The organism is Candidatus Aminicenantes bacterium, from assembly GCA_011049425.1.
GTDB lineage: Bacteria > Acidobacteriota > Aminicenantia > UBA2199 > UBA2199 > UBA876.
The window spans coordinates 1-19,666 of sequence record DSBM01000047.1 but is presented as its reverse complement, the minus strand read 5'-3'; the positions used below and the strand labels follow the sequence as shown (position 1 = coordinate 19,666).

The following is a 19,666-nucleotide window of genomic DNA, read 5'->3' as shown; positions in this document are numbered from 1 at the left end:
GTACCAATCAGATTTGTATTCGTATTGCTTAATGGCTTTGAATGATCCGTTCCAGTTGAATTTAATACTGGGAAAGGCTTGGAAAAGTCCTTTGCGAGCCCAGTTTGGGAAATCAAAAAACCAGTCTAGATTTCGGTTTAATTCGACTGAAGATCCGATGAATGGGTCGTAGTAATATGACCTTGCTTGGGATTCATCGAAAAAAATGACTTCCCCAAGAATCCCGTAAGAGTTTATTTCAAGCATCAACGCCCCTTAACATTTCTGCTATCTTATTTTGATTATACACTAAATGTAGTGTGCTATCAAGTTTATTGTGGGCTATATTGTGTTTACCGCAATCTGCCTGGTGTGCGCATGGCGTTCTGAGTAGTATTTACATCGATGAGGACACTAGTTGTCGGTTTGCTGATGGGGTCGGGTGGGATGCTTGATCACGTGAGTTTGGACAGGATGAGTTGGTTGAGGGAGACGTTCTGTTCCGCCGCCTGGATGGCCATGGCGCGGTGGACATCCGGGGGGATGCGCAACGAGATGTGGCCGCGGTACTTCTTTTCACCCAGGGGCACCGGGACCTCTTTCCCCTCGTCCCGCAGCCATTCCACCATGCCCGCCACGGCGATTCGTGCCTGTGCCAGCGCCTCTTCCTGGGTTTTGCCGTGCGCGCCCAGGCCGGGGAACTCGGCACAGCGGGCGATAAAGGCTCCATCCTCACTCGACCACTCGATGCGGTAAGTATAACGATTCTCCTTACTTGCCATGTTCGGCCTCCAGTTTCTCCAGGGCTTTCCGGACATCCCTTACCTGGTAGGGCTTGACGGCTTTGCCGTCCCTCTGCAGGTTGACAAAAGGATCTCCGGCCCACGGCGTCTTGAAAATGTGGTGACTGCCGCGAATCCGGGGCTCTCCGAAGTACTTGCGACAAAGGTTCAGCAGGTCATCGAAGCGCACGTTCTTCGGATTATCCAGAAGGCTTTTGTCCACGCCAATATGATAGCATATATGATATCATATTTCAACATCATTCAATCCCAATTAAAAAGTTGAAAATCAGTGAAGGGTGAGAGGCAAGGGGGGGCCGGGGGTGCTTTTTCTCTCCAACTCTCCAACTCTCCAACTTCCTAAACTTGCTTTCAAATATGCGATAATGGCGGCATGCAATGTCCGGTGTGTGGCGACGGGGAGACCGGTTTCTACTGGCGGGACCAGGCGCGGGAGTATGTGCGCTGCGGAGAGTGCGGGCTGGTATTTGTGCCGCCGCGGTATTACTTGAGCGCCGCAGAGGAAAAGAAGCGCTACGACCTGCACGAGAACAGCCCGGAGAACGAGGGGTACGTCCGTTTTTTGAAAAAACTGTTCGATCCGGTTATGGGACGGTTGGCACCTGGGGCGGCGGGGCTGGACTTCGGCTCCGGGCCCGGGCCGGTACTGGCAAAGATGTTCCGCACTGCCGGATTTGACATGACCTTGTATGACGTGTTTTACGCTCCGGACACGGCGGCCCTGGAAAAAAGCTACGACTTCATCACCGTGTGCGAAACCGCGGAACATCTCCACCACCCGGGACGTGACCTGACGCTCCTTTACAGGTTGTTGCGGCCGGGGGGCATGCTGGCGGTCATGACAAAACCGGTGGTGCCGGTGGAGCAATTCGAAACCTGGCACTACCGCAAGGACGAGACCCACGTGTGCTTTTTCGCCCCCGAAACCTTCCAGTGGCTGGCGGAGCGATGGGGGGCAAAGCTCGAGATCCTGCCCGACGGGGTGGTTATCTTTTCTAGTGAAAAGTGAAACTGAGGTGACAGGTGTCAGGAAGGACAACATCAGTCAAAGCAGCCTCAATGCTTTTTCTTTCCAACTCTCCAACTTTTCAACTTTCTTACCAATGACGCAAGCGCAGCGAGCAAATGACGATAAAAATGGTGAGAGGCCAGTGGCTATTGGCTCGCGTTCGCTCGGGCTCCCTCCAACTCTCCAACTTTTCAACTTTCCAACTCTCTAATTTTGTTTTTGTTTGCCATTTGTTCGCCGGTGGGACAGGATTTGGCACAGCGGCACGTTATCATATGCATGTAACGGAGGCGATTATGTTGAATGCAGTCCAGAACGGTTCATATGGTTATCCGCTTCACCACCCGTCCATTATCAACCGTGACATCCTCAACAACGTGACCGACGCTTTTGTGCATCGTCATGGTTACTTTTTTCTGCGGGATCCGGAAGCCCCGGCTTTCATGCGCCGTCTTTGCGGTGTCTCGGTAAAATGGCCCCGGGTTGCAACTCTTGTTCCTGAAACCCCGGGGCCGATCACCCGTCTGCTGGAAACCCTCTTCTCCTGTGTTCTGGGTGATGATTTCCCCCTGGAAGAGAAAGCAGGGGTGCGTGTAAGCCAATAGTGCCTGGTTTCGGAATTGACACCGGGGGGGCTGGAATGATACCATGCCCCTGATTGAATGGTTTCCCGGTGGTGAATCTGTTGAAAAAGACAATTTTATTGGTGTTGTGTACGTTTATTCTAACGGCCGCGGTTCTCCCTCTTCCAAAGAATCCCAAACGTCTCGGGATCCATGCCGGCAATTATTCCTTGCCGTTCCTGTCCCTTTCTCCGCCGATCCAGATCAATCAGCAGAAAAATGCAGATTCAGACAAATCTGAAAAAAACGGCGGGGATCCCGGCAGCAAAGACGCCGCCCAGCGCGAAGGCGGTTCTTATCAACCAGCTCCCAAAACCTTGCGCGCTTTTATCGAAGGCGGGCTGATCATGGGGGCCTCGCAGGCCAACTACTGGCGTCGGTACATTGACTGGGTGGAGGACTGGCAGTTCAAATTCAACTGGAAAGACCAGACCCGTCGCCTTTTCACCAGCCACGGCTGGCGCTTTGACTCCAACGCCTATTTCACCAATTGGGGGCATGCCCTGTCAGGGGCAATCTACTACAACGCGTACCGTACCAACTACCTTTCCTGGTCCCGTTCCCTGCTTTATACTACCCTGACATCCCTTTATTGGGAATTGCTGGTGGAGTGGCGGGAAGTGATTTCCATCAACGACAACATCTTTACAATAATAGGGGGATTTCCCGTTGGCGAAGTTTTTTTCCAGACCGGGTCGTTTCTGCAATCCCACCCGGGCTGGTTGGCAAAACTGATGGGCGGGTTGCTCAATCCCATGCGGGCGTTTAACCGCTGGCTGGATCGCAAACAATCGATCTTTCATCCCGAGTTTAGCGCACACCGTTTCCGCCTGTATGCGGGGCATCGCAGCGGAAAAAACCTTGCGGGTGAGCAGCATCGGAGTTTTGCTGAACTCGGCCTGACCGCCGACCTGGTTCGGGTGCCCGGATATGATCAGCCGGGTAAGTTAAATGAATGGCGCGGTGATATTCTATCCACTCATCTGGGCATGCAACTGCTGGTGGGATCTGATGGATTGGAGGAATACGAAATCCTGGCCGGAACCATGCCATGGGGGTGGGTTTGGCAGGATCTATCGCCGGTTAAAGATTGGAATACGCGGGGCCACAGTTTGATAATTGGCGCTGTCATGGCCTTTGAATTGTACAGTCAGCGCCAGTATTGGAAGTATGAGAGAAAAGACCCGTTTTTTCGACCCATTGATTACGTCCAGATCCCTTTGCCCACCCAATTTACTGACAAGTATGCCGCAGTTCACTTGATCGGTCCGCGCATGGAGTGGCGGTACCGCGGCCGGGGATTCGAATGGACAACATCTGCGGAAACGACCCTGGATTTTGCCATGACCGGAGCTTTCGCTCTCAACGATTACACCAACTCCCAGTACCGGAACGTGAGCGGTTCGGATGTTTTCAATCCCCTGGAGGAAATGAAGTCTACACTCGCCAACTACGGGTACTACTATGGTTTGGGCTTGTCTGCTTCAATTGAATTGGAACTGCGTACGGCTGCGGGCGTGGATTGGTCGGCCTGGGCAAAAGCCTGGGTATCCAATTCCATTGAAGGTCTGGATCGTTTCGCCGATGATATCAATGATTCCATAAAAATCCGGGATTCACGATCCCGCCTGGGCACATCCCTGGGGTATCGTTTGCCGGGTTCTGCTGTGCAGGTGCGTTTAATGTTTGAACAGGTGCTGAGGATGGGGAAAATATCCGACTTCGTCTCCCGGGAACGGGATTTCCGGTTGTCGATGCATCTGTGCTACGGATTCTGACGCGGAGGGTCGCTTAACCGCCAGGCAAGGGTTTGCATGGCCTGTTCGAATTTGCGCCGAGCGGCTTCCACCTGGGGGTCTCCGACAAAGCGAATCATGCCCGTGGCCGTTCTAAAAAAGTCTGTTTCCAATTCGTTGACCCGGCGCATGATCGGACCGAGAGAATCCGGAACGCGGCCCCGGGACAAAGCTTCCATTGCTTCCGGGTATTTGGCGCTTAGTTGTTGCGCCCTGGGAGCCAGCTGATCCATGGCCGCGCTGAAGCGATCGACTTCCGCTACTACATCGGCTGTATTGCGGGCAGCGGCAAGTTTCTTTGTGGTTTCTTCAACCACTTCCGCCTGTTTCTCCATCACCTGTCGGAGATCGGTGTAGTTTCCGTCGGAGCAACCCGTGACGGCAAATAAAATTCCCAGACCTGTAGTGAATACGGCAAGGGCATGATTCATACAAATACCTCCACAGTGTAAAATTATTCTAGATGGAAGAGAAAAAAGCGTCAACCGCTGGGGAAACTTCCGTCGCCGTATTTTTTCTGAATGGATTGAATGACAGGGTAAGCGGCAAAGAACGCGTCCACAACCGCGGGGTCGAAGTGACCCTGTCGCTGGTTTCCGATATGCTCCAGTACGTCGCTTTCTTTCCAGCAGGGCTTGTAACTTCGTTGGGACATCAACGCGTCATAGACATCCGCCAGGGCCACAATTCGACCGAAAATGGGAATCGACTCGCCGTGAAGTCCGGGTCCCAGGCGACGGGGGGGTGTGGATAAGTCATGAATCACGCCGGGATAGCCGGATCCATCCCAGCGTTCGTGGTGCGAAAGCGCGATCTGAGCCGCCATTTCGTCCCACTCCGAGGTGACGTCTGTAAACAGCTGCGCGCCGTAGACGGTGTGCAGTTGCACCCGGCGGAATTCCGCCGAAGTGAGTTTGCCCCGTTTCTTTAGAATGGAATCGCTAATACCGATTTTGCCCACATCATGCAACATGGCGGCGATTCGCAGCAGGTCACGTGTGCGTTGAATCCGGCTTTCTTCGATGCCGTGGTCCCAGGCCCAGCGGTGGTAGATCTCAACGGAATAGGCGCCCACCCGGTTGACGTGGGGTGCTGTTTCTTCGGGATCACGGAGAGCGGACATTTTAATCATGCGCAAAATGATTTCCCGTGTCAACAGGGCCTTTTCAATGGCAACCGCGGCCAGGTTGGCAAAATAGGTGACAATGGCTTCATCGTCCTGGTTAAAGACCGTGTGCCCTTTTTGTTGGCTCCGGGGATTGATGATCTGCATGATGCCCATGATCCGGTCCCGGGAGTTCATCAGCGGCACTGTGAGAACGGATCGAGTGTGGTAGCGGGTCTTTTGGTCGAAACTGGGATTAAATGTGTAGGGAACGCCGGGGGGCAGATGGTAAACATCATCGATAAGCAGGGGACGCTGCGTAATGGCTACGTGTCCGGCGATGGAGCGGTGATCCATCGCCACTGTCTGGTGCTGGTACAGAAAGTCCGGTGAATGTTTGGGGCCGGCAAGGCTGTCATTTTGAACGTATTCGAAACTCAAGTGGCCATCTCGGATCATGTAGATGGAGCCGGCATCCGCGGCGGTCAGTTGGCGGGCTTCCCGCAGTACGTGGTTTAAAAGAGAATCGAGGTCTCTGTACTGGTTGATGCGCCTGTTGATTTCCGTAATGTGAAGAATGCTGTCGCGCTGCAATTGCCGCCCCAAAGGCTTCCTCCCATGGTTTTATAAACGCAACGGCTGTGGTTGTCAATCCATTTCCCGCTGTTGTTTCACTCCCCATGAGAAGGTATAATTATATTTTCTTTGTTTGGAGCCTGGATCGCGAAAGGGCTTTTTGCCGTATTCAGACAGGAGGAGGCATGAAACTGACGACGCGCTGGTTGGACGGAATGGCTTTTGAAAGTGAATTGGGTAGCCATAAAATCGTGGTGGATGCCCATCGCGAAGTAGGAGGATTGGATCGGGGACCTTCCCCCAAGCCGCTGCTTCTTGTTGCTTTGGCCGGGTGTACCGGTATGGACGTCATTTCCATCTTAAAGAAAATGCGCCAGGAGGTGGAAAGCTTTGAAGTCCGTATCCAGGCGGAAGAAGCGCATGAACACCCCAAAAACTATACAGCCGTGGAAGTGACGTATGTCTTGAAAGGATCAAATCTGGCCGGCGACAAGGTGAGTAAGGCGGTTTCCTTGTCGGAAGAACGCTATTGCGGGGTATTCGCCACCCTGCGCCCCGGAGTGAAAATTACGCGACGCATTGTTCTCAATGGAGATGAACTCGCCTGATCTGCGCAGCAAGGCCGTTGACCTGCTGAAGCGGATCCGCATCCAGGTGGAAACACTGTCGCCGCCGGTGGCTGCGTTTGAGAAAGGCATCCGTGACACGCCTTTTCGAATATTGATATCGGTCCTGCTCAGTTCCCGTACCCGTGATCCGGTAACACTTGCCGCATCCACGCGCCTGTTTTCGCTGGCGCAAAATCCGCTGGACATGGCACGTTTAAGCCGGGAACAGGTTGAAAACGCCATCTTTCCCGTGGGGTTTTTCCGTCGGAAAGCGGAAAATATACTGGAAATCAGCCGTCGCTTGGCCCGCGAGCAAGGCCGGGTTCCAAAGCAAGTGCAAGAATTAACGCAATTGCCCGGCGTGGGGCGCAAAACCGCCAACCTGGTGCGTTCACTGGCTTTTGATATTCCTGAAGTGGCTGTAGACATCCATGTGTTTCGTATCTCCAGACGCCTGGGGTGGGCCCATGGCAAAGTTCCCGAGGCCGTGGAATCGGAATTAAAGCAGTTGTTCCCAGCAGAATTATGGAACCGTATCAACCGCGTGCTGGTGGGGTTCGGGCAAACCCTCTGCCGTCCCCGCAACCCCCGTTGTCCGGATTGTGCGATCCGCGAAGACTGCACTTGGTACACAACGCGAATGGAAAAACGGTCTACGCAAGAATCTTGCTGAGCAGGATGACCAGGATCAGCACCGGAGCCACGTAACGGATTGCGATCACCCACAAAAAGGCCGGCCGGAAACGCCGGCTGCCGCGGGATATCTCCAGCAGTGCGTTGCCGCTTTTCCATATCCAGCCGACGAAAACGGCAATCAGCAATGCGCCTATGCTGAGTGCGAGGTTGCCCCAGATCAGGTCCCAGAAGCTCAGGAAATCCGTGTGAACCAGGGGCAAGCGGGTTAAAAAGCCCACGCTTCCCTGAGAGAGTGCCGCAGGGATTCCGAATACCAGGCATATGGCCCCGGCAATCCAGGCGGCGCGACGGCGCGGCCAGCCGCGTTCATCAATAAAATACGCCACCGGTACTTCGAGTAGCGATACTGTAGTGGTGAGGGCGGCAATGGCAAGAAGCAGGAAAAAGAAGGCGCCAAACACCTGGCCCAAGGGGATTTTTGCGAAAATCACCGGCAGAATATTGAAAACCAATCCCGGTCCTTCAGCCGGATCCATGCCCTGGGAAAAAACAGCGGGAAAGATAATGAATCCCGCCGTTACGGCGATAAAGGTATCACATAAAGCGATCCAGCCCGTTGAAGCGGGAAGGTTCTCGGTTTTTTTCACGTAAGAACCATAGGTGATCATGGTGCCTATGCCCAGGCTCAGGCTGAAAAAAGCCTGGCCCATGGCTGCGATGATCACCGACGGGGTGATCAATGAAAAGTCGGGTTTGAGGTAGAATTCGATTCCGGCGCCGGCACCTTTCAGGGTCAGGGCGCGGATCATCAACAGCAGGAGAAGCCCCAGCAGCACGGGCATCAGCATTTTAGACCAGCGTTCGATGCCGCCGGAAACTCCCCGGGATGTCACGTATACGGTAAGGCCCAGAAAGACGGCAATCAGGATGATCTGCAACACTGGTGATGAGGTGAAGGTTTCAAAGTTCTGCCGCGACATCGCAGCCGCTTTGTTGCCGGCCGTGCTCAGGCGGCTGAATTCGCCACGCAGGGCTTTGAAAAAATATCCCAGCGTCCAGCCGGCGATGACGGCGTAGTAAGAAAGAATCATGAAACCCGCGGTGACGCCGAGATAGCCGATCCCTCTCCACAGTCCACGAGGCACAATGGCCTTGAATGCCCCCACCGGATTTTTGCCCGTGGCGCGTCCCAGTGCGGCTTCCGCCAGAAGCACCGGAAGGGCGAGTGCGGCAATGGCGGCCAGGTAAATGATCAGGAAAGCGGCGCCGCCGTTTTTCCCCGCCGTGTAGGGGAAGCGCCAGATGTTTCCCAGCCCCACTGCTGAACCGGAAGCCGCCAGAATGAATCCGATACGGGAATTCCAATTGCCGCGCTTGGTCATGTCCCTTTGCTCTCTCGGTCCCATTCAGCATACCTGGTTGGAATTTCGTACTAACACAGGCGGGAAGGCTTGTCAAACCGGTTTCTTCCCGCGCTTGATCGATAGTTCAGGTGGTGTATAATGCGCATGGCTTTCATTCATGGCAGATAGAGAGCGAGGAGATGATATGCGTCACTGTCTTTTGCGTTGGTTTTCCCTGGTTCTACTCCTCTGCGGAGTTGCAAACGCGAATGAGTTGTCGCGTCAAAAAATACTCTCCCGCATTTTTTTCCAGAGCCTGCAACAATGGCATTACGCCGGCGTTAGCGTGGACGATGGTTTTTCTCGCAGTGGTTTCAAGAATTATTTTCGGGTTCTCGACCCCAACAAACAGTTTTTTACTGCCTTTGATCTGGCGCGTTTCCAGCCTTTTTTGCTGAAAGTGGACGATCAACTGGCCCAGGGCGAATTCGATCTCATGGTCCTGGCGTCGGAACAAATACGCAAGCGCATCAATGAAATTCGCGGATTCCTGCCTGAATTGGCAAAAGATTCCTTTGATTTTTCACGATCAGAAGAGGTCGAATTAGACGGCGAAAAACGAGAGTGGGTAACGGGTGTCGCAGATCTTCGCGAATACTGGCGGCTTCTGCTCAAACACCAAACCCTGATCCGCTTCCTGGGACGCGGGGAAAAAAGTAAAGACAGCCCGGAAGCCGTGAAAAAGGCGCTGGATAAAGCCCGAACCGAATCTCTCAAAGCATATATGGATATGCTGGAACGCATGCTCAAATCCGGCCCTGAAGATGACCTTGCCCGTTACGTCAACGCTGTTCTGGGAGTGGGTGACCCCCACACTGCTTATTTCCCCCCCAAAGAGCAGAAGGATTTCGAAATCGAAATGACCGGCAAGTTGGAAGGTATCGGCGCCCTCCTGGGGGAGGCGGACGGATATGTCAAAATTGTAAGCCTGGTTCCGGGGGGACCATCCTGGCGTCAAAAGCAGTTGGAACCTCACGATCGCATTCTCAAGGTGGGGCAGGGCAAGACCGGACCTTCCGATGATATCGTCGGCATGCGCGTGGAGGACGCGGTTAAGCTGATCCGCGGGCCCAAAGGCAGCGTGGTGCGCTTGACGGTTCGCAAGGCGGACGGACGCATTGAAGAGGTCGCCATTGAGCGGGACGTGGTGGTAATCGAAGAAACTTTTGCGCGCTCAACCGTGGTGCGTGGCGAGTCTTTGCAAACCAGTCTGGGATATATTTACCTGCCGCGGTTCTACAACGATTTTCAGGATAAAGGAGGGCGTAACTCCACCACTGATGTCCGCCGCGAGTTGGAAAATTTAAAGCAGCGGGGAGTTTCCGGCATCATCCTGGATTTGCGGGGAAACACGGGCGGGGCGTTGACCGATGCCGTCCGTATTGCCGGCCTGTTTATTGAAAAGGGTCCGGTCGTCCAGGTAAGGGATCGCATCCGCGGCACCCAGGTGTTGAAAGATCCGGACGATGATGAAGTCTATTCCGGTCCGCTGCTGGTGATGATTGACCGGGTCAGCGCATCGGCTTCCGAAATCGTGGCCGCGGCCTTGCAGGACTACAATCGCGCTTTGGTAGTCGGCGGCGCCCACAGTTTCGGCAAAGGAACGGTTCAACAGATGCTTGACCTGGACCGTATCGTACCCGACCAGGCTGAGAAACTCGGCGTTCCACTGGGTGCGCTAAAGTTGACGGTGCAAAAGTTCTACCGTGTGAATGGAGAATCCAACCAGTTCAAAGGTGTGCAACCGGATGTGTACATTCCCAACACATTGTCTCACCTGGAGATTGGCGAACGATACCTGCCTTTTGCCTTGAACGGTGATCGTGTAAAAGAACTGGAATATCCTCGACGCAGAGAAATTACGTTGGACCTGCGTGAGCGCTTGCGCAATCGCAGCCGGGAGCGGATCACAAGCGATCCCTATTTTATTGATTTAACCGAGTATGTCCGCTTGGCAAGAATCAACCGCGGGAACACGAAGGTGACGTTGAACCTGACGAAAGCCCGCAATCAACGGGAAGAATTGCGGCGGTGCCTGGAGAATGTGCGGGACCGTCGCGAAAAGGGATCGGGTCTGGTGTTTCTGGACACGGCAAAGATAGACGACTCCGGGGGGGAACGGCTGAGCCGGGAGTACCGGGAGCGTCGTCGTGATTGGCTAGAGAACCTGGGAAAGGATCACGTGCTCAAAGAGGGGTCCCGCATCCTGGAGGATTTGATCCGGTTAACGAGCGGTTGAATCACCGATTGAGTCGGACTCCCATGTTTATGTTTTCTCTGCATCCTGTTATAATCAGCCCACATGTGTTATCGCCGTTTGGGATGAAAGCATGTGCACATACAGAGTCACTGGCCGGAATTTGTTCTCAATTGCGATTGGTCAGGGTACGATAAGCGATGAACATTATTATCTTCGGCGCCGGTAAGACCGGCAGGTATCTCGCTCAAACCTGGAGTTCAGAAGGGAATAACATAACCCTGATCGAATCCAATCCCGAGCTATGCGAAAACCTGCGAAACCAGTTGGATGTACTGGTTATCGAGAGCCGCGGAATCAATCGTGAAGTGTTTAACAGTGAAAACTTTCGTGAGTGCGACCATTTTATCGCGGTCAGTTCCAATGACGAGGTGAACATTCTTTCCGCGTCCGTGGCCAAGAAAATCGGCGCGCGAAAAACCGTTGTACGTGTTCGGGAAGATCGCTTTGGTTTCGTGGACGAACTCATCGACCTGAACTATTTTGGTATTGACATGATCGTTCACCCCGAAATGGAACTGTCCAGGGAAATTGAGAACCTGCTGAGTTACCCTTCGGCAATTGATGTGTATGAATTCTACAATGGTCGCATCATGCTGTTTTCCACCCTTGTCAGCCAGGATTCACCGATTGTGGGGCACTCCCTGGCTGAAGCTGCCACCCTCTTCTCCCTGGAACACGTGCGGGTTGTGGTGATTGAGCGGGGTCTTGAGGCCCATATTCCCAGGGGAGACTTCGTTGTGGAGAAAAACGACAAGTTTTTTGTAATTACCGGTCGCGAGTACCTGGACGAGGTTTTTGCCATGACCGGATCTCACGACAGGCATAAAAGTCGCAATATCATGATTCACGGGGGTGGAAAGCTGGTGGAGACCATTGCCAAATACCTTGAACTCCAGGGCGGCTTCCACCTGAAAATCATCACCGAGGATGAAAAGCAGGCGGAGTACTTTTCCGAGACGCTCAACGACTGCCTGGTTGTTCACGGGGAAGGAACGGATCTGAACACCCTGGCGGCGGAAGGCATTATTGAGATGGATTTTTTCCTGGCGCTCACGGTCAGCGATGAGATCAATGTGGTCTCATCACTGCTGGCCAACCACTTGCGGGTCAACCGCACCATTACGCGTATCGAAAAGATCGATTACCTTCCGGTCAGCAAAACAATCGGGCTTTCCCGTTGCGTAAACAGTTCAATCGCCACGGCCAACGCCATTATGCGTTTCATGAAGCACGGGAAGGTGCTTTCCTCTTCCACTTTGAAAGGCACAAACGTGGTGATGATGACCTTCCAGGTGTCTGAGGATTCCCGCTATCTGGGGATCCCGCTGTCGGATTTGCAGGCCCAGATTCCCAGGAACGCCATTATCGGTGCCATCTACCGTGATTCTCAAACCATCGTTCCCTCCGGTGAGGACAGCATCAAACCCGGCGACGAAATGATCGTTATCCTGGAGCGGGAAGCCCTGCGACGGGTTGAAAAGATGTTCGGCTGATCTTCAGTATGCGTAAAACCTTTAACTTTTCAACGGTTCTGCATATCCTGGGCTACCTGGTTCTGATGATCGGATTCATGCAGTTGTTGCCCCTGGGAATATCTGTATTGTACAGAGAACCTTTGTATGAAGGTTTGCTGTTGTCCATGCTCTGTTGCTTGATATCGGGTTTTGTGGCCATCCGTATTTCCTCTAACGGCAAAGAGCTGAGTTTTCGCGACGGCTTCCTGGTTGTGGGACTGGGATGGCTGCTGATGGCTTTGTTTGGGATGCTTCCGTATCTCTTTACCGGAGCGATCCCCTCGGTTACAAACGCTTTTTTTGAGTCCATGTCGGGTTTTACCACCACGGGAGCTTCTATTCTGAATGATATTGAAGCCATGCCCAGGGCGATCTTGTTCTGGCGTGCCTTTACTCACTGGATCGGAGGTATGGGCATTATCGTATTGTCTCTTGCCGTTCTGCCTCTCTTGGGTATCGGCGGGATGCAGTTGTTCAAAGCGGAAGTGCCCGGACCCACCGCGGACAGGCTCACTCCCCGGATCAAAGATACGGCCAAAGTGTTGTGGCTGGTATATGTGGGGATCACACTGGTGCAAGCGCTGTTATTGACTTTCGGAGGCATGAGCTTTTTCGATGCGGTCTGCCATGCCTTTGCCACCATGGCCACAGGTGGCTTCAGTACCCGGAACGCATCGATCCAGGCATTTCATTCCCCCTATATCGATGGCGTGATCACTCTCTTCATGTTTCTGGCCGGAGTCAACTTTGCCATGCACTACAGGTTCCTTCTGGGACGATTCAACGTGTATTGGAAAGATTTCGAGTTCAAGATTTACCTTGGAATTGCGCTGGGCGTCACCGCGGTGCTGACTTTTTCCAATTTCATTGCCGGCATATTCGGTTCGGTTCTGGAATCTTTGCGTTACAGCGTGTTCCAGGCGGTGTCGATCGGCACCACTACGGGATTTGTGACCGCGGACTACGAAAAATGGACCCCACTCGGCCAGGTATTGATTTTTCTCTTGATGTTTATCGGCGGATCAGCGGGCAGTACCGGCGGAGGCATGAAGGTAATGCGGTTCATCGTGGTGGTGAAACAGGGCATGATCGAGTTGCGCAAACTGTTGCATCCCCAGGCCGTAATCCCTTTGAAATTGGGCAGGCGGGTCATTCCACGTCAGGTGGTTCATTCCATTATCGGGTTTTTTTTGTTTTATGTCGGGTTGTTCGTATTTGTATCCATTATCATGACCACGCTGGGAATGGACCTGCTCACCGCCATCGGGGCTTCGGCATCCTGTATCGGCAATATCGGTCCGGGCCTGGGGTTGGTGGGACCCACAGACAATTTCGCTTTCCTGCCGGATCTGGGCAAGTGGATTCTGGCATTTACCATGATGGTCGGGCGCCTGGAGATCTTTACCGTGTTGTTGCTGTTTACCCGCGACTTCTGGTCCAGTCGTTAGCCCGGATTTCTTACTTGCATTCCCCCCGCGACTTCCTTAATTCATTCTTGTGATGGGAGCTTGTCATGCTCGTGATGGGGGTGCAAAAGCACCCATGTGATGAGGAACTCTCCAGGCTCTGTGATGAAGTATCTGAAAGAATTGTGATGACCTGCACTGTTATACCTTCTACTTTCTACGGGGCGGTTCACGAACCGCCCCTTGACTGTCTCCTGCCTTCCTGTCACCTGTAGCCTTCTCTTCAACTCTCCAACTCTTTTTAAGCATAAAAGAGCAGGCGGTGAGCACCGGCGAGCTTCTCTGGAATATCCAGGGCCTGGGGGCGGTATTCCAGGCAGTTACCGCAGTGGTTGCAGGCGTCTCCGCGCCGGGGGAGTTCACTGTACAAGGCGCGGGCCTTGCGCCAATCCTGGTCATCTACGGCGTAGCGTTCAAAACGCAGGATCTCCGCGATAGGTACTTGCTGGGGACAGTGGGGCTGGCAGAGGGTGCACAGGCGGCAGCCGTTATCAGTTCCAGAGCCTTATTGCCTTCGGGCCGGATATCGAGAAGACTAATCGGTCTGGAAGCGCAGGCCGGCCATCACCCGGGTTCCCGGTGCCGGGTACCCGTATATTTCGGCGTAATCGGCGTTGAAAGCGTTGGTCACCCGGGCCTCAAGGGAGAGGGTGGGGGTGACGCTTACCGTGGCGTGGAAAGAGAAAGTGTTGAACGCGGGAACTTCCACAACCGGAAAGATCCAGTCAAGTTCGTTAAAGTCCAGCCGTCTGCCCACGTACACCATCTCGCCCCCCAGGGTGAAACGGGGGCGTGTCCAGGTGAAACCCGCGGAAACGGCGTGCTCCGGTCGCCTCAGCAGTTGCCGGTCGTATTGGCGGTCATGCGTGTGCAGCCAGGTCCAGGCGGCCCGGAGTTCGAGTTCCGCCAATGGTCTTAACGCCAGGTTGGCTTCCAGGCCGCGGATGACGGCTTCGTTCAGGTTGGCGTACCTCCAGGTGAGGGGAGAGAAACCGATCAAGTCGCGGTAGCGGGTATCGAACCAGACGATTCCCAGGTTAAAGTCTTTTCGATAGAGATCCACGCCGCCTTCAAGAGAGCGGCTGGCCTCGGGTTTCAGGTTTGGGTTGCCCCAGGAGGGGTTGAGCCGTTCCGGCAGGGTGGGGGCGCGGAAACCCTTTCCCCAGGACGCCCGCAGCTTGAAATGATCCGTAACCAGGAAGGACGCGCCTACCTGGGGAGACCAGGCGGCGTTCACGTCCCGGTACTTGTCGATGCGCAGGTTGGCTGTGAGCAGGAGTTTGCCCAGATTGAGGTTGCTGCCGGCATAGCCGGAGAAATAACCGCTGTTCTCGTCGTCCATATCCGCCGTGTCGCCTGTCTGGTTCATAATGGTATGAAATGCGGCGTTCAAGCCGGCGCGAAAATGCCAGCCGGGTGTGAATCGCCCGGAAATCGAGGCATCGAAATCGTTGATCCGGGACCGGTTCTTGAAATAGGCAGCCCAGGCATCATTGGGGTCGTTGAATTCGTAGACATTCGTGTTGTGGGAGAGTTGGATCTTTATGCGGATGTGCTCGCCCCTCGTCCAGGTTATGGGCAGGGCCGCCATCAGGCTGCCCTGGTCATACCGCCGGTCGGGTGCAGGCAAGCCCATATAGGTGGGAATGCCGCTGGAGGCGGAATGGATGAACAATTGCAGGCCCGCTTCCAGGCTGCCCCGTTGGAACATGGCCCGGGCGCTGACGCCGCGGTTGTTGAATTCATCGTTGTCCAGGTCGTGGTTGAAACGGTTCAGGTCGGCATTCAGGGCCAGTTGCCAGTCGCCGAAGCGGCCGGCGGCGTGAACAGCGGTTTGCCAAGTGCCGTGGCTGCCGAAGCCCGCCGCGGCACTCACACCCTCGTCGCGGCGGGAAGTGAGGCTCACCACGCCCCCCATGGCGCTGGAGCCGTATAATCCACCCAGGGGACCGCGTACGATCTCCACTCGTTCCACCAGCAGTGAGGGGATCATAGAGAAATTCAGTCCCAGGGAAGAGGATGGATCACTGACCTTGACGCCGTCAATAATGAAAAGGGTCTGGTTGACCGCGGCGCCACGCGCGAACGCATACGACATCTGGCCGAAGTGGCCGCTGTTCAGCACCAGGAACCCCGGTGTGCGGTTCAACAGATCTTTCAAACCCCAGGCGCCCATGGCCTGAAGGTTTGCTTCCTGTACGGTTACGCTCTGAACCACCCTGTTCAGAGGGATCCGGCCGACCACTTCCACGGTTTCCACAATGGTTTGGGTTTCATGGGATCGCTCATTGGTTTTTTCCATTGCCGGGCCCGGAACGGCCAGGCAGGTTATCGTCATTCCCAGGATGAGTGCCGCGAAAAACTTCATATTATCCTCCTGATGAATATTGTGGAGGGGACATTTCTCCCACCGGAACGCCCTCCGCGGTTCCAAGCGGCTGGCCGCGGAAAGGCAGGTCTTCCGGCTTTCGATAACCCGGCCGCCTTCCCGCCATCAGAGGCAGTGGCGCCTGGCCGGGTCCCGGCGACAGACAGCCGCCGGCGGCGGATCAACCGCCGATCGGATACGGCAGCGGGGGCTGCGGGCCCGGGGAGGTTTACTCCCCTGCCACTTCCCTGGACCGATCCGGGCGATTCAATCTTACGCGCTGTCTCCGGGGTTGTCAAGGGGTAAGCGAGCAGTTGTAAGCGCATTGATCCGGCCCTTGACTTTGCGCCATATACTGGAGTAAATTGTGTTGGGAAATGCACGATATGATTCCAGAAAAGGGTGATTTTACCAGGATCTCCGCTCCGGGGCTGTTATTGCATATTGCGGAGTCGGGACTGACGGGGATACTTTACCTCAAGCAGGAGGAAACCCTCAAGGCACTCCATTTTGATGGCGGACACCTGGTTTGGGCCATTTCCAATTCCGTGGAGGACAAACTGGAGCGGATATTGCTGGAAGAACACCTGGTGGATGAGTTGACTCTGAATCGCATCCGGCGCCAGCAATCGGGGACCGCCTTGGGCAAAAGCCTGATTGAAAAAGGCCTGCTTTCGGTTGAACAATTGGTGGAATGCACCCGTCTGCAGTTTAAGCGCATCCTGGATGATGTCTTGGCCTGGAACCGGGGAGGTTTTCAAATTATTGCATCTCCACCCCCGGAGAACCTGTTCAAGATGGACTTGGACCTGGTCTCCATGGTGTTCAACTTCGTATTGGAAAATGTTTCCGTGGACCAGGTTCACCAACGTATTCCCGACTTGTCCGTTCGGCCGGAATCCCGCGCCGATGACAAAAGGGTCCAGGCGTTTAACCTCAGCCAGAAAAAGCGGGAGTTTCTTTCCCATTTCAGCGGCCGGGAAAGCATAGAGGATATTCTTTCCCGCTATGCGGATTCACACCGGGATGCGTTGATGAAAGTGGTGTACTTTTTTCTGTTGGCAGACCTGGTTCGCCTTCCCGGTGAACCGGCGCCCATGGACGATCCGCTTGGTGAACCACAGCAAGCGTTTTCCGCTGACCTTTCGCCGGAGTCCTCCGCGACGGTGACCGCTGAAAGTGAAACCGTTCCCCGCAGACAAGCCGAGGATGGTTCCATGCCTCAAGCGACCGATGATAAAGAAACGGAAGCGCCCGATGCCGTCGGTGCGCCGGAAAGCGTTCTGGACCTGGACCTGGAATCCGCGGAACCTGCTCCGGAATTCTATTCCTTTACCGATCTGAATCGAAAGCAAAGCGCGCATGACATGGTTGGTCCGGAGTCCCTGGATGGGGCTGATTCGCATGTCGCTGAAACAGAACCGGATTCATTCGCTTTTGACAAAGAAAAGGAACCGCAAAGCGAATTGGATTTCTCAATCGCGGACGAAGTCCCGGTGGAAACCAGCGTGGATGATTTGGTTAAACGGGAAACCCGCCAGGGCCGACAGGTCAACATGCTGTTGATCATGATATTCGCCATCCTGGTGACCAGCGGCGCCATTTTTCTGTTGTTGACATCCGATACCCAAGACATTCCCGCTTCCGACACCAAACCCACTGTGCAGAAAGTCGCCGCTGAAAACAAAAAATCAGGTGAGCGGGATACCCTTCCCGCAAAAGAGCAGGCAACCGCGAAATCCCCAGCCATGGTCGACACCAGGGCCGATGCGGGTAAAAAATCCCGTATTAAAGATACGGATCCGCAAAAAGCCGAACAGTCGGAAAAAAAAACACCTGCAACGATCCGTCCGGTCGCGGGCGGCGATGCGCCCCTGCAGTTGCTGCGGAGCGGGCGCTATCTGGAGGCGGCGCAAGCATGGCGTTCGCAAATGGCACAAGAGATGTCGGGATTCTCGATTCTGCTCGAGCTGGATTGCCTAACCGCTTCCGTTGGCGCTGCTTTCAAACGCATCCATGAACCGGACAAATTTTTTCTCTTGCCGCGAAAACGCGGGAACCGCAATTGCTTCCTGGTGATGTGGGGGCGTTTCAGCAGCGAAGACAGCGCCCTTGAAGCCATGCGCGGCCTGCCCGCCTATTTTCTGAACCAGGATCCACCCGCCAGGGTCATTGATTTGGCCACATACCGTTGAACCCGCCCTGTTTCCAAGATAGAAAGAGTATGAATGCCGAGAAATCATAACTGGTTGAATGTTGCCGACGTGGCCCGCTTGTTGCAGATTCCCGTGGTCAAAGTCCAGCGTTGGGCGCATCAGGGCAAGATTCCCTGCAAGTTCAGTGACCAGGGAGTCCGATTCCGGCGCGAGGATCTGGTGTTATGGGCCCATTCCCATGATTTAACCATCATGCCGTCCCATGCGGAAAAGGCGGGTTGCCGGGATAGAGATGACCGCTTGTTCCAGGCCGTAGCCGCGGGCGGAGTGGAGTTTGACCTGGAAGGCAAAGATGTCTACTCCGTACTCGAAGCCGTGTCGAATCGTTTGCGTTTTGATCCCCCCGTGCCGCGGGATCGTGTGTTTGAGGAATTGCTGGCCCGCGAAGAGTTGGCGTCAACCGGAATCGGCCGCGGCGTGGCCATTCCCCATCCCCGCAACATGTGCGCCCTCAACGTCAATCGCCCGCGCATCACCTTGTTCTATTTGCGTCAACCCGTTGACTTTGCCGCTGTGGACAGCCAGCCGGTGGATCTTTTGTTTGCCATGTTCAGCCCGGACAATCCCACCCACCTGGGGCTGCTTTCCCGCCTTGGTTACCTGCTGCGTCGCGAAGATTTTTCTTTGCACTTGCGGGGTTGTCGATTGCCCGAAGAGGCCCTTGCAATGATCCGGGAGAATGAAAAAACCATTTTTTCCGGTTTGGACGGATCCGGTTAAGGCATGTTCTCTTTGCGGCAGCGAGTCGGCAACCTTGACCATCGCATTCAACTCGTGATGATCGGTGTGCTGGTAGGGGTCTTCAGCGGATTCGCCGCCCTGGGATTGAACCTGGCATTGAAGGCAGTTCCCCGCTGGCTTTCGCGCTTCGGCCCGTCCATCTACTGGGTTTTGCCCGCCGTGGGGATCCTGCTGACCGTGTTGTTCCTGCGTTACGCTATCCGGGACCGGTCGGGCCATGGTGTCCCCGAAGTCATATTCAGTGTAAGCGCCCGGGGCGGGCGTTTACCCGGAAACTCGGTGTTTTCGCGCCTGGTAGCCAGTTTCCTGACCATTGCCAGTGGTGGATCCGCCGGGCCTGAGGCGCCGGTTGTGATCTCGGGAGCCGGTATCGGTTCCCGCGTAGCCGCCTGGCTGCGGTCCAATGACCGCATCCGTGTCGCCGCCACCGGATCCGGCGCCGCCGCGGCCATTGCCGCCATTTTTAATGCCCCGGTTACCGGCATTGTTTTTACCATGGAAGTGATTCTGGGGGAATGGGCCGCGGTAAACATGCTGCCCGTTGCCATTGCCTCGGTAACCGG

At 54.8% G+C, this 19,666-nt stretch carries 17 protein-coding genes and 1 riboswitch; of the genes, 11 read left to right on the top strand and 6 right to left on the bottom strand.

The window, feature by feature from the left end:
* Positions 1 to 434: 434 nt before the first annotated feature.
* Positions 435 to 761, bottom strand: coding sequence for a type II toxin-antitoxin system HicB family antitoxin (locus tag ENN40_03250; protein ID HDP94358.1), 327 nt, complete (start codon positions 759 to 761; stop codon positions 435 to 437).
* Positions 751 to 1,002: a toxin HicA gene (locus ENN40_03245; protein HDP94357.1), complete on the bottom strand. Its 252-nt coding sequence runs from the start codon at positions 1,000 to 1,002 to the stop codon at positions 751 to 753. Before ENN40_03245 ends, ENN40_03250 begins: the two co-directional genes overlap by 11 nt.
* A 153-nt stretch (positions 1,003 to 1,155) precedes the next feature.
* Between ENN40_03245 and ENN40_03240 the strand changes: the two genes are divergently transcribed.
* From ENN40_03240 to ENN40_03230, 3 genes are all read left to right on the top strand, one after another.
* The gene (locus tag ENN40_03240; protein ID HDP94356.1) at positions 1,156 to 1,791 is read left to right on the top strand and encodes a class I SAM-dependent methyltransferase; all 636 of its coding nucleotides are present in this window, start codon (positions 1,156 to 1,158) and stop codon (positions 1,789 to 1,791) included.
* Between the two features lie 296 nt (positions 1,792 to 2,087).
* Positions 2,088 to 2,396: a hypothetical protein gene (locus ENN40_03235; protein HDP94355.1), complete on the top strand. Its 309-nt coding sequence runs from the start codon at positions 2,088 to 2,090 to the stop codon at positions 2,394 to 2,396.
* Positions 2,397 to 2,476: 80 nt separating this feature from the next.
* Positions 2,477 to 4,192: a DUF3943 domain-containing protein gene (locus ENN40_03230; GenBank protein ID HDP94354.1), complete on the top strand. Its 1,716-nt coding sequence runs from the start codon at positions 2,477 to 2,479 to the stop codon at positions 4,190 to 4,192.
* Here ENN40_03230 and ENN40_03225 read toward each other — a convergent pair.
* On the bottom strand, positions 4,180 to 4,641 hold the full coding sequence (locus ENN40_03225; protein HDP94353.1) for a hypothetical protein: 462 nt from the start codon (positions 4,639 to 4,641) through the stop codon (positions 4,180 to 4,182). The genes ENN40_03230 and ENN40_03225 overlap by 13 nt on opposite strands.
* Positions 4,642 to 4,691: 50 nt before the next feature.
* Positions 4,692 to 5,921, bottom strand: a complete 1,230-nt coding sequence (locus tag ENN40_03220) for a GAF domain-containing protein (protein HDP94352.1) — start codon at positions 5,919 to 5,921, stop codon at positions 4,692 to 4,694.
* A gap of 155 nt (positions 5,922 to 6,076) precedes the next feature.
* Here ENN40_03220 and ENN40_03215 point away from each other — a divergent pair, with 155 nt between their 5' ends.
* Together ENN40_03215 and ENN40_03210 are read left to right on the top strand one after the other, a co-directional pair.
* Positions 6,077 to 6,499 (top strand): OsmC family peroxiredoxin, encoded by a 423-nt coding sequence (locus ENN40_03215; protein HDP94351.1) that lies wholly within the window; start codon positions 6,077 to 6,079, stop codon positions 6,497 to 6,499.
* A complete protein-coding gene (locus tag ENN40_03210) occupies positions 6,480 to 7,172 on the top strand; it encodes an endonuclease III (protein HDP94350.1) in 693 nt (230 codons plus the stop codon). The genes ENN40_03215 and ENN40_03210 overlap by 20 nt, the downstream gene beginning before the upstream one ends.
* Here ENN40_03210 and ENN40_03205 read toward each other — a convergent pair.
* Complete coding sequence (locus ENN40_03205) at positions 7,153 to 8,517, bottom strand: sodium-dependent transporter (protein HDP94349.1); 1,365 nt, start codon at positions 8,515 to 8,517, stop codon at positions 7,153 to 7,155. The genes ENN40_03210 and ENN40_03205 overlap by 20 nt on opposite strands.
* A gap of 139 nt (positions 8,518 to 8,656) precedes the next feature.
* On the opposite strand from ENN40_03205, the gene ENN40_03200 reads away from it, so the two are divergent.
* The 3 genes from ENN40_03200 to ENN40_03190 all read left to right on the top strand — a co-directional run bounded on the left by ENN40_03200 (position 8,657) and on the right by ENN40_03190 (position 13,760).
* A complete protein-coding gene (locus ENN40_03200; protein HDP94348.1) occupies positions 8,657 to 10,777 on the top strand; it encodes a tail-specific protease in 2,121 nt (706 codons plus the stop codon).
* A gap of 158 nt (positions 10,778 to 10,935) precedes the next feature.
* Positions 10,936 to 12,291, top strand: a complete 1,356-nt coding sequence (trkA, locus tag ENN40_03195; protein ID HDP94347.1) for a Trk system potassium transporter TrkA — start codon at positions 10,936 to 10,938, stop codon at positions 12,289 to 12,291.
* Between the two features lie 8 nt (positions 12,292 to 12,299).
* Positions 12,300 to 13,760, top strand: coding sequence for a TrkH family potassium uptake protein (locus ENN40_03190; GenBank protein HDP94346.1), 1,461 nt, complete (start codon positions 12,300 to 12,302; stop codon positions 13,758 to 13,760).
* Positions 13,761 to 14,313: 553 nt separating this feature from the next.
* Here the strand turns inward: ENN40_03190 and ENN40_03185 are convergent.
* The gene (locus tag ENN40_03185) at positions 14,314 to 16,146 is read right to left on the bottom strand and encodes a TonB-dependent receptor (GenBank protein HDP94345.1); all 1,833 of its coding nucleotides are present in this window, start codon (positions 16,144 to 16,146) and stop codon (positions 14,314 to 14,316) included.
* Positions 16,147 to 16,232: 86 nt separating this feature from the next.
* Positions 16,233 to 16,396, bottom strand: a riboswitch (cobalamin riboswitch).
* Positions 16,397 to 16,532: 136 nt separating this feature from the next.
* On the opposite strand from ENN40_03185, the gene ENN40_03180 reads away from it, so the two are divergent.
* The 3 genes from ENN40_03180 to ENN40_03170 all read left to right on the top strand — a co-directional run.
* Positions 16,533 to 18,341: a hypothetical protein gene (locus ENN40_03180; protein HDP94344.1), complete on the top strand. Its 1,809-nt coding sequence runs from the start codon at positions 16,533 to 16,535 to the stop codon at positions 18,339 to 18,341.
* A 33-nt stretch (positions 18,342 to 18,374) separates the two neighbouring features.
* Positions 18,375 to 19,082 carry a helix-turn-helix domain-containing protein gene (locus tag ENN40_03175; GenBank protein ID HDP94343.1) on the top strand — a complete coding sequence of 236 codons (708 nt, stop codon included), beginning with the start codon at positions 18,375 to 18,377 and terminating at the stop codon, positions 19,080 to 19,082.
* Between the two features lie 3 nt (positions 19,083 to 19,085).
* Positions 19,086 to 19,666: chloride channel protein (locus ENN40_03170; GenBank protein HDP94342.1), on the top strand; the 581-nt coding region annotated here is incomplete at its 3' end.

Coding starts and splice junctions, on each gene's coding strand:
- ENN40_03250 (HDP94358.1), bottom strand. CDS start 761: ATGGCAAGTAAGGAGAATCGTTATACTTACCGCATCGAGTGGTCGAGT.
- ENN40_03240 (HDP94356.1), top strand. CDS start 1,156: ATGCAATGTCCGGTGTGTGGCGACGGGGAGACCGGTTTCTACTGGCGG.
- ENN40_03235 (HDP94355.1), top strand. CDS start 2,088: ATGTTGAATGCAGTCCAGAACGGTTCATATGGTTATCCGCTTCACCAC.
- ENN40_03225 (HDP94353.1), bottom strand. CDS start 4,641: ATGAATCATGCCCTTGCCGTATTCACTACAGGTCTGGGAATTTTATTT.
- ENN40_03215 (HDP94351.1), top strand. CDS start 6,077: ATGAAACTGACGACGCGCTGGTTGGACGGAATGGCTTTTGAAAGTGAA.
- ENN40_03210 (HDP94350.1), top strand. CDS start 6,480: ATGGAGATGAACTCGCCTGATCTGCGCAGCAAGGCCGTTGACCTGCTG.
- ENN40_03205 (HDP94349.1), bottom strand. CDS start 8,517: ATGACCAAGCGCGGCAATTGGAATTCCCGTATCGGATTCATTCTGGCG.
- ENN40_03200 (HDP94348.1), top strand. CDS start 8,657: ATGGCAGATAGAGAGCGAGGAGATGATATGCGTCACTGTCTTTTGCGT.
- trkA (HDP94347.1), top strand. CDS start 10,936: ATGAACATTATTATCTTCGGCGCCGGTAAGACCGGCAGGTATCTCGCT.
- ENN40_03190 (HDP94346.1), top strand. CDS start 12,300: ATGCGTAAAACCTTTAACTTTTCAACGGTTCTGCATATCCTGGGCTAC.
- ENN40_03185 (HDP94345.1), bottom strand. CDS start 16,146: ATGAAGTTTTTCGCGGCACTCATCCTGGGAATGACGATAACCTGCCTG.
- ENN40_03180 (HDP94344.1), top strand. CDS start 16,533: ATGATTCCAGAAAAGGGTGATTTTACCAGGATCTCCGCTCCGGGGCTG.
- ENN40_03175 (HDP94343.1), top strand. CDS start 18,375: ATGCCGAGAAATCATAACTGGTTGAATGTTGCCGACGTGGCCCGCTTG.